Consider the following 8,519-nt stretch of genomic DNA (forward strand, 5'->3'; position numbering starts at 1 on the left):
ATACAGTAACGAATCCCTGTAAGTAAGCAACTGCCTGTATTGCAGATTCGTTATTTCCGACTGCCAGTATGATCAAAATGACTATCCTGGCCGAAGTTTTTAACAAGATAAAGGGGGGTGAGCTGCAATACAGGCAGTTGCTTACTTACAGGGATTCGTTACTGTATGAAGGAGAGGACATATTGGGATCATTTAAGGATAGTGAGAAGATTTACCTCGATAAGGTGATGATGCTGATGTTGACGATGAGCGACAATACGGCCAGTTTGTGGTTACAGAAGCTTGCAGGTGGTGGTATACAGATTAATCAGTGGTTGCAGGGAAATGGATTTGAATATACCCGTGTGAATTCAAGAACACCTGGGAGGGAGGCGGACAGGAAGCGTTTTGGGTGGGGGCAGACGACTCCGAAAGAGATGGCCGGACTGATGGAGATGATATTCAGGGGGGAGGTGGTGAGTAAAGCCGCCAGTGAGCGCATGTACCGCAATCTTACCCGTAATTACTGGGATACCGAGGGCTTGCTGATGGTGCCGCCTTATGTACGTACGGCCAGTAAGAACGGAGCAGTAGATGAATCCAGATCGGAGGTGATCATGGTGAATGCGCCGCATGGCGACTATGTGTATTGTATTGCTACCAAAAATAATGTGGATCAGCGCTGGAGCAGGGATAACGAAGCGTGGCAACTGTTACGGAAAGTTGGAGCGATTCTGTGGCAGTATTACGAACCTGACAGCAAATGGAACCCTGACCCCGGGGTGGGGCAGTTTTAAATCCACATTGGACCTGCTAAACACTAGATGAACAGATCTCTGGTAGCGTCAAATTCATCCTGTTTGATGATGCTGTTTTTGATAAACGGAATCAAAGCTAGTCCAATCGTAATAACCACTAATAAAACGTATTTCTTTTTCATATCCATGCTAATAAGAATTTCACGACTATATAACTAAATAACGTGCCAAAATGTTACAGAAATACCATTAAAATGTTAAGTCCCGGAAATTTTTTTTGATTATATAGATGCCAGCTCAGCGTCTACCCCAGAAAGCCCTGAAAACGTACATATATAGAGAATCTCAATGTCGCATTCTAAAAATCTATTTGATTAATAATGAAGGTAAAGTGATCTTTGCGCCGGCAATTAAAACATACGCTAGACTGTAAATCAAAAATTGATATTGTATTATGAAAAATGTTATTTTATCCGTAGGGTCAGAGTTTCCCGAATTCAAAAAAACGGCAGTAGTATCTATCGAGAAAGGCAAGGAGTTTTACGAGCTGTCTTCTGAGGAGCTGAAAGGTTCCGGCAAGTGGATGGTAATGTTCTGGTGGCCTAAGGATTTCACCTTTGTTTGCCCTACAGAGATTGCTGAGTTCAACAAACATGCACAGGATTTTGTTGACCGCGATGCTGTACTGATCGGTGCTTCTACTGACAGCGAGTTTGTACACGCTGCCTGGAGGAGAGATCATGAAGATCTGCGCGATCTGAAATTCCCTATGTTGGCTGACACTTCCAAATCCCTTGCTACTGAGCTGGGTATCCTGGAAGTTAACGAGAAAGTTGCTTACCGTGCCACTTACATTGTAGACCCTCAAGGTATTGTACGTTGGGTTTCCCTGTACGACTTGTCTGTAGGCCGTAGCGTAAAAGAAGTACTGCGTGTGCTGGATGCACTGCAGACAGATGAGCTGTGCCCTTGCAACTGGAATAAGGGTGAGGCTACACTTGCAGTTTAATTCAATCTGATTTTATTATCATTTCCCATCCGGGGCACTTATTGTCCGGTTTATGCAGCTAGCAGTTGAAAGCCGGGCAATAGGTGTCTCATGGAAAAACTTTTACTCATATGTTCGCAACAACTAATCAGGATACGGCAGTTCAGCTGCTGGAGGCGGTGGGTCTGAACGGGGCTCCGGTTTCGGCGCGCCTGCAATCGCTTGTGAATGCTGATGCCCGTTATCTGAAAGATGTAAAAATAAATGTGACCAACTCCCTGGGGGCTGCTACTTTGACAAAAAAGGAAGCCTATCTGATAGGGGTGGCCGTGGCGGTGAATGAAAAACACGCCGCTTTGCAGGAGTCGCTGGAGAAGCTGGCGCAGCAGGAAGGAGCAACGGAGAAGGAGATTGCTGAAGTGATCAGCTGTACTTCTCTGATGAACGCCAATAATGTATTTTACCGTTTCAGGCATTTTGTGGATAAGGAATTTTATACGGCTACGCCGGCAGGTATCCGTATGAGTATTATGGCTAACCCGGTAACGGGGAAAGAGTTTTTTGAATTACTGAGCCTGGTGGTATCTGCGTTAAATGGCTGTGAGATGTGCGTTACTTCTCATGAAGAAGCCCTGATAAAACATGGCACTGATCAGCAGCGTATATTGGATGCTGTTCGTCTTGGAGCTGTTTTGCGTAGTCTTGTGGTGTTGTTATAAAAAAAATGTTTTACAGGCGACAGATGAAAATTTGTCCGATAATTAATTGATTATCATTATTTTTGCATTGTGCTTATTAGTTAGGTGGTGTCCTTTGGGGCATGATTTATCCACTTTGTTAATAAATTCAATTAATAATATTTGCAAAATCCATAAAAAAATTGGACTTTTGCATTCCAAAATTTTAAGATCATGGCAAGAGTATGTCAGGTGACAGGAAAGAAGCCGATTACAGGTCACCATGTTTCCTTCTCCAATATCAAGACAAAGAGAAGGTTTCTGCCTAACCTGCAGAAAAAACGTTTTTTCCTGGCGGAAGAAAACAAATGGATATCTTTAAAAGTATCTGCTGACGGTTTAAGAACCATCAACAAGAAAGGTTTGTATGCAGTAGTCAAAGAATTGCGTGCAGCTGGTACGGAAATTTAATTCTAAGGACTCACTTAATTGTAATACACAATGGCAAAAAAAGGTAATAGGGTACAGGTGATCCTGGAATGTACAGAACATAAAACTTCTGGTCTTCCTGGTACATCCCGTTATATCTCTACTAAGAATAAGAAGAACACTCCTGAGCGTCTGGAGTTGAAGAAGTTCAATCCTATAATGAGGAAAGTAACTGTTCATAAAGAAATTAAATAATTGTTGATGGTGAATGGCTGTTAAGCATACCAGCCATATAGCCATTAGACCATAAAAACAATATAATAAAATGGCAAAAGCAGCAAAAACCGCGATCAAGAAAGACGCAAAAGCAGCCGCAGAAGCGAAAGTATGGACTAAAGTGATTAGGGCGGTGCGTTCTCCTAAAACCGGTGCCTATACTTTTAAAGAGGCTATCGTGCATAAGGATAAAGTGCAGGAGCACATTAACCAAAAGTAATTCGGCTTTACTAATAATACTGAAAAGCTGTCCTGTTAAAGGACAGCTTTTTGTGTTTGGGGACTATGATTATTGATGATTTGAGTGATTGTCCTGATGTGTGAAGATAAAAGCGTATGTTGATGAGTGAAGATGAGTGAGTATGTTGATGAGGCAGGTTTTATGATCTGATGAAGTTTGACGGGAATGATTGATATTTAATGTATTATACCAGACCTGGTGATGTTTCCCGGAAGATATGATTACCCTGCAGCCTTGATCAGTATTGGAATACCGGAGTGTAGGCGGACTTGATGCGGGAGTGTTCTGCCGATGTGGTGATTCCTGGACCGAACTGCTAATCTTACTGGAAATAAAGTACTTATTATATTTTATATTATACCTTCGTTCGTCTCCTATTGGTAAGCGGTATTCAACAAAAAAGGGAGCCCTGTTTTAATCTCAACTCATCAGTATAATCATACAAATCACATAAATCATAGTCCAAAGTTGTATTTTAGCACTTGTTTTATTGACGGCGTTGTTTCTGTGCCGGATTACTCAAAAATGGAATCGGTGGATTCCTGACCCAATTTGAACGAATTATGAATTTTTTTAGCAAGCTGTTTTCCAGGGAAAAGAAGGAAAGTCTGGATCAGGGTTTACAGAAAACCAAAGAAAGCTTTCTGGGTAAAATTGGACGAGCCATCGCCGGTAAGTCTACCGTTGATACGGAAGTACTGGATAACCTGGAGGATGCCCTTGTATCGGCTGATGTGGGCGTAGATACTACTGTGAAGATCATTGACCGTATCGAGCAACGTGTAGCTAAGGATAAATATCTGGGAACCAGTGAGTTGAACAGGATATTGCAGGAGGAAATTTCAACTATTCTTGTGGATGCGCCTGATAGTGGTTTTCGTGATTTTGAGACGCCGGCGGATAAGAAGCCTTATGTGATTATGGTGGTGGGAGTAAATGGTGTGGGTAAAACTACGACCATTGGGAAGCTGGCCTATAACTATAAGAAAGCGGGAAAATCTGTACTGCTGGGTGCTGCAGATACATTCCGGGCAGCAGCGGTAGATCAGCTGACTATCTGGAGTGAGAGGGTGGGGGTTCCCATTGTGAAGCAGCAGATGGGTTCAGACCCCGGAGCGGTTGCATTTGATACTGTACAGAGTGGTGTTTCTAAGGATGTGGATGTGATTATTATCGATACGGCGGGCCGTTTGCACAATAAGCTGCACCTGATGGACGAGCTGAGCAAGATCAAGCGTGTTATGAAGAAAGTGATCCCTGACGCACCGCATGAAGTACTGTTGGTGCTGGACGGTTCAACTGGACAAAACGCGGTGGAGCAGGCGCGTCAGTTTACGGCTGCTACAGAAGTAACTTCTCTTGCTATCACCAAACTGGACGGAACAGCAAAAGGTGGCGTGGTACTTGCCATAGCTAACCAGTTTAAGATACCGGTAAAGTACATTGGAATCGGGGAGAAGATGGAAGATCTGCAGGTATTTAATAAAGAGGCTTTTGTAGATTCTTTGTTTAGTCTAAATAGCTGATTTATAACCGTTAGTGATAATTGTTTGAGATTATAAACAAAACCTACTTGATATTTTACTTTAAATAAACGAATGCTTATGCCCGGGCTTCCTTACGAGGTCCGGATTTTTTTCACCTGATGGCACTTTCTCTTAATTTATAAGATTATAGCTCTGCATTCGTTACATTTGGATTTGGATTATTGTATCTTCATTCCTTTAACAATTCGTAGTTATGAATATTGCAAACATAGACCGAGTTGACAAGATTACGCCAGAAGAATTCCGCAAAAACTACTATGAACCACGTAAACCTGTAATTATCGCGGCAGGTGGGCTCAGCAAGAACTGGCCGGCTTATGAAAAATGGACCTGGGATTATTTCAAATCAATTGTTGGAGAAAAGCAAGTAGGTGTATATAACAACCAGCGTGCAGGGGCCAAAACCCTGGTAAACGGCGCGGATGATTACATCACTTTTGGTGAGTACATTGACATGATCCGTAAAGGCCCTGTTGAGCTTAGGATCTTTTTATTCAACATTTTTCAACACGCACCACAGCTGGCCGAAGACGTTGTATGGCCGGACCCTTTTATGAAGGGATTTCTGAAGAAATACCCGATGCTCTTTGTGGGTGGGGCCGGATCGGTAGCGCATATGCACTACGACATAGATCTCTCCCATATTTTCCACACCCAGTTCCTGGGCCGTAAGCGGGTGCTTTTACTGGAGAATAAACAATCGCCTTTCATCTACCGCATGCCTTTTACGGTAGAAAGCGCCGCCAGCTTTGTTAACTGGCATGAGAACCTTGACACGGAGCGTTTCCCTGCGCTGGAGTATGCCAGAGGTTATACAGCTATCCTCAACCATGGTGATACGATGTTTATGCCTGCTGGTTACTGGCATCATATGGAGTATCTGGACGGTGGCTTTGCCATGAGCCTCCGTGCGTTGGATCAGACTATCACGGGGAAGCTCAACGGCCTTTATCATATCGTTGGCCTGAGGGGGATGAACAACCTGCTGATCAAGCTGGCGCCCGAATGGTGGTATCATTACAAACGTAAATTGGCACAGCAGCGGGCAGACAAAGCGCTGCTCACCCTGCAGGGATAAATTGATTATCAAAGCGGTTGCGGTACACTTCCCGCAGCCGCTTTTTCTTTTAATTTCATAATTATCATTTATTTTCATACCTTTGCACCTTCCTGAATCAACCCCCACTAAGACTCAAAGTCACATACAGTAAGTCTGCTGTTTTATTCTATCAGTGTCTGTGTGTCTTCGTGGCGGTAAGCGGCTCAAAACAAAGATGAACCGCGAGCTCTAAAACATTCGCCCTTGAAGACGAAAACTTTAAAGAAAGATAAGGTTAACATTATTACGCTTGGATGCTCCAAGAACATGGTCGACTCAGAAGTTCTGAGCGGACAGCTCATGGCTAATGAGATTGATGTAGTTCATGAAAGCACCAAACGGGACCATAATATTGTGGTGGTGAACACCTGTGGGTTTATTGATAAAGCCAAAGAGGAATCTATCAATACTATCCTGGAGCAGGTGGAACTGAAGCAGCGCGGCAAACTGGATAAAGTATATGTTACCGGTTGCCTGAGCGAGCGTTACCGTGGTGATCTGGAAGCCGAAATTGGCGGAGTGGATGCCTGGTTTGGTACGATGGAACTGCCGCTGATCCTGAAAAAATTTGATGCTGATTACAAAGCTGAACTGGTGGGAGAACGTTTGCTGAGCACTCCATCCCACTATGCATACCTGAAGATAGCTGAGGGGTGTAACCGTACCTGTTCATTCTGTGCGATTCCTCTGATGCGTGGCGGGCACGTTTCCAAGCCTATTGAGGAATTGGTGAAAGAGGCAGAGAAGCTGGTGCGTTTCGGTGTAAAGGAGATCATGCTCATTGCGCAGGAGCTTACCTATTATGGTCTGGATCTTTATAAAGAACGCCGCCTGGCAGACCTGATGCGGGCGCTGGCAGGTGTGGAAGGACTGGAATGGATTCGCTTACATTATGCATATCCTACCAAGTTCCCGATGGAGATCCTGGATGTAATGAATGAGTTCCCGAACATTTGCAATTATCTGGATATGCCGTTGCAGCATGCATCCAATGCTATGCTGAAAGCGATGAAGCGCCAGATAACCCGTGAGGAGATTGAAGACCTCGTGCATGCCATCAGGGCAAAAGTGCCTGGCATTTGTCTGCGTACTACGCTGATTGCAGGGTTTCCGGGTGAAACTGAAGATGATGTAGAAGAACTGAAAGGATTCCTGGAAAGGATGCGCTTTGACCGTGTAGGAGTATTTACCTACAGCCATGAAGAAGGAACCAGTGCTTACCAGCTGGAGGATAATGTGCCGGCAGAAGAGAAAGAAAGAAGAGCACAGGAAATCATGGAAGTGCAGCAGGAAATATCCCTGGAGAAAAACCAGGAACGGGTAGGAAAAGTATATAGGGTAATAGTAGATAAAAAAGAAGCAGGACGTTATCTTGCGCGCACGGAGTTTGATTCCGTGGAAGTGGATAATGAGGTGATCATCAATACCAGCAAGCGCCTTAAACCCGGGGAGTTTGTTAATGTCCGTATCACCAAAGCATTTGACTACGACCTGGAAGGGGAAGTAGTTTAAAGAGCCGTCAGCCGGAAGTTTTTTGCTTTCAGCCTAAGATCTTAAAAATATTTTTAACAGCCGTGGCCTAACGCCTATGGCTATACGTAAGGCTCCCGACGGAGCCTGATTAATGCAAATCAATGACAACATTTGAATCTCTGGGCTTACAAGAGTCCATTTTGAAGGGAATTACGGACCTGGGTTTCGTTTCCCCAACACCGATCCAGGAACAGGCAATCCCCGTATTGTTAAGTGGAGACCGCGACTTCGTGGGACTGGCCCAGACGGGCACCGGTAAGACGGCTGCATTTGGCCTCCCTTTATTGCAGCAGCTGGATCTGAAGGTTAACAAGCCGCAGGGTCTGATCCTATGCCCCACCCGTGAACTGTGTCTGCAGATTACGAATGACCTGAAAAATTTCAGCAAATACCTTGGTGATGTAAGTATTGTGGCCGTATATGGCGGTTCCAGCATTGTACAGCAGCTGCGCGACCTGAAAAGAGGGGTACATATTGTAGTGGCCACTCCGGGCCGTCTGCTGGACATTATTGACCGTGGCGCCATCAATTTTGAAAACGTTCGTTATGCCGTACTGGATGAAGCAGATGAAATGCTGAACATGGGATTCCAGGAAGACATCAACAGTATCCTTTCCAATACGCCTGAAGAAAAAACTACCTGGCTGTTCTCTGCAACGATGCCACAGGAGGTTCGTCGTATTGCCAAGAAATACATGGAAGATCCGTTTGAGCTGACCGTTGGTACAAAGAACAGCGGTAATGCCAACATCGAACATGAATACTACGTGGTACGTCCGCGTGATAAATACGCTGCGCTGAAACGCATTGTGGATTTCAATCCTGATATCTTCGGTATCATCTTCACCCGTACCAAAATAGAATCACAGGAAATAGCTGAGTCACTGATTAAGGATGGTTATAATGCCGACGCCCTGCATGGCGACCTTACCCAGCAGCAGCGTGATAAAGTGATGAAACGTTTCCGCGAAAAAGCATTGCAGGTGCTGGTA

At 44.5% G+C, this 8,519-nt stretch carries 10 protein-coding genes; all 10 read left to right on the forward strand.

Going from position 1 to position 8,519, the window contains the following annotated elements:
• Nucleotides 1-38 precede the first annotated feature (38 nt).
• Nucleotides 39-776, forward strand: coding sequence for a serine hydrolase (locus VM802_RS26100; RefSeq protein ID WP_325536273.1), 738 nt, complete (start codon nucleotides 39-41; stop codon nucleotides 774-776).
• Nucleotides 777-1,191: 415 nt separating this feature from the next.
• A complete protein-coding gene (locus VM802_RS26105; RefSeq protein WP_325536255.1) occupies nucleotides 1,192-1,746 on the forward strand; it encodes a redoxin domain-containing protein in 555 nt (184 codons plus the stop codon).
• 110 nt (nucleotides 1,747-1,856) lie between these two features.
• Complete coding sequence (locus VM802_RS26110; RefSeq protein WP_325536257.1) at nucleotides 1,857-2,444, forward strand: carboxymuconolactone decarboxylase family protein; 588 nt, start codon at nucleotides 1,857-1,859, stop codon at nucleotides 2,442-2,444.
• 192 nt (nucleotides 2,445-2,636) lie between these two features.
• Nucleotides 2,637-2,873, forward strand: coding sequence for a 50S ribosomal protein L28 (gene rpmB / locus VM802_RS26115; RefSeq protein WP_325536259.1), 237 nt, complete (start codon nucleotides 2,637-2,639; stop codon nucleotides 2,871-2,873).
• Nucleotides 2,874-2,903: 30 nt separating this feature from the next.
• Entirely contained in the window at nucleotides 2,904-3,086 is a 183-nt protein-coding gene (rpmG, locus tag VM802_RS26120; RefSeq protein ID WP_325536261.1) for a 50S ribosomal protein L33, read from the forward strand.
• 70 nt (nucleotides 3,087-3,156) lie between these two features.
• Nucleotides 3,157-3,327 carry a DUF4295 domain-containing protein gene (locus VM802_RS26125; RefSeq protein WP_325536263.1) on the forward strand — a complete coding sequence of 57 codons (171 nt, stop codon included), beginning with the start codon at nucleotides 3,157-3,159 and terminating at the stop codon, nucleotides 3,325-3,327.
• 584 nt (nucleotides 3,328-3,911) lie between these two features.
• Nucleotides 3,912-4,874: a signal recognition particle-docking protein FtsY gene (ftsY, locus tag VM802_RS26130; protein ID WP_325536265.1), complete on the forward strand. Its 963-nt coding sequence runs from the start codon at nucleotides 3,912-3,914 to the stop codon at nucleotides 4,872-4,874.
• Between the two features lie 214 nt (nucleotides 4,875-5,088).
• On the forward strand, nucleotides 5,089-5,973 hold the full coding sequence (locus VM802_RS26135; RefSeq protein WP_325536267.1) for a cupin-like domain-containing protein: 885 nt from the start codon (nucleotides 5,089-5,091) through the stop codon (nucleotides 5,971-5,973).
• Between the two features lie 225 nt (nucleotides 5,974-6,198).
• Nucleotides 6,199-7,506 (forward strand): 30S ribosomal protein S12 methylthiotransferase RimO, encoded by a 1,308-nt coding sequence (gene rimO, locus VM802_RS26140; RefSeq protein ID WP_325536269.1) that lies wholly within the window; start codon nucleotides 6,199-6,201, stop codon nucleotides 7,504-7,506.
• Nucleotides 7,507-7,628: 122 nt separating this feature from the next.
• Nucleotides 7,629-8,519, forward strand: an 891-nt coding sequence (locus tag VM802_RS26145) for a DEAD/DEAH box helicase (RefSeq protein ID WP_325536271.1), incomplete at its 3' end; no start/stop codon positions are given.

It is taken from the genome of Chitinophaga sp., from assembly GCF_035538455.1.
Taxonomy (GTDB): Bacteria; Bacteroidota; Bacteroidia; order Chitinophagales; family Chitinophagaceae; genus Chitinophaga.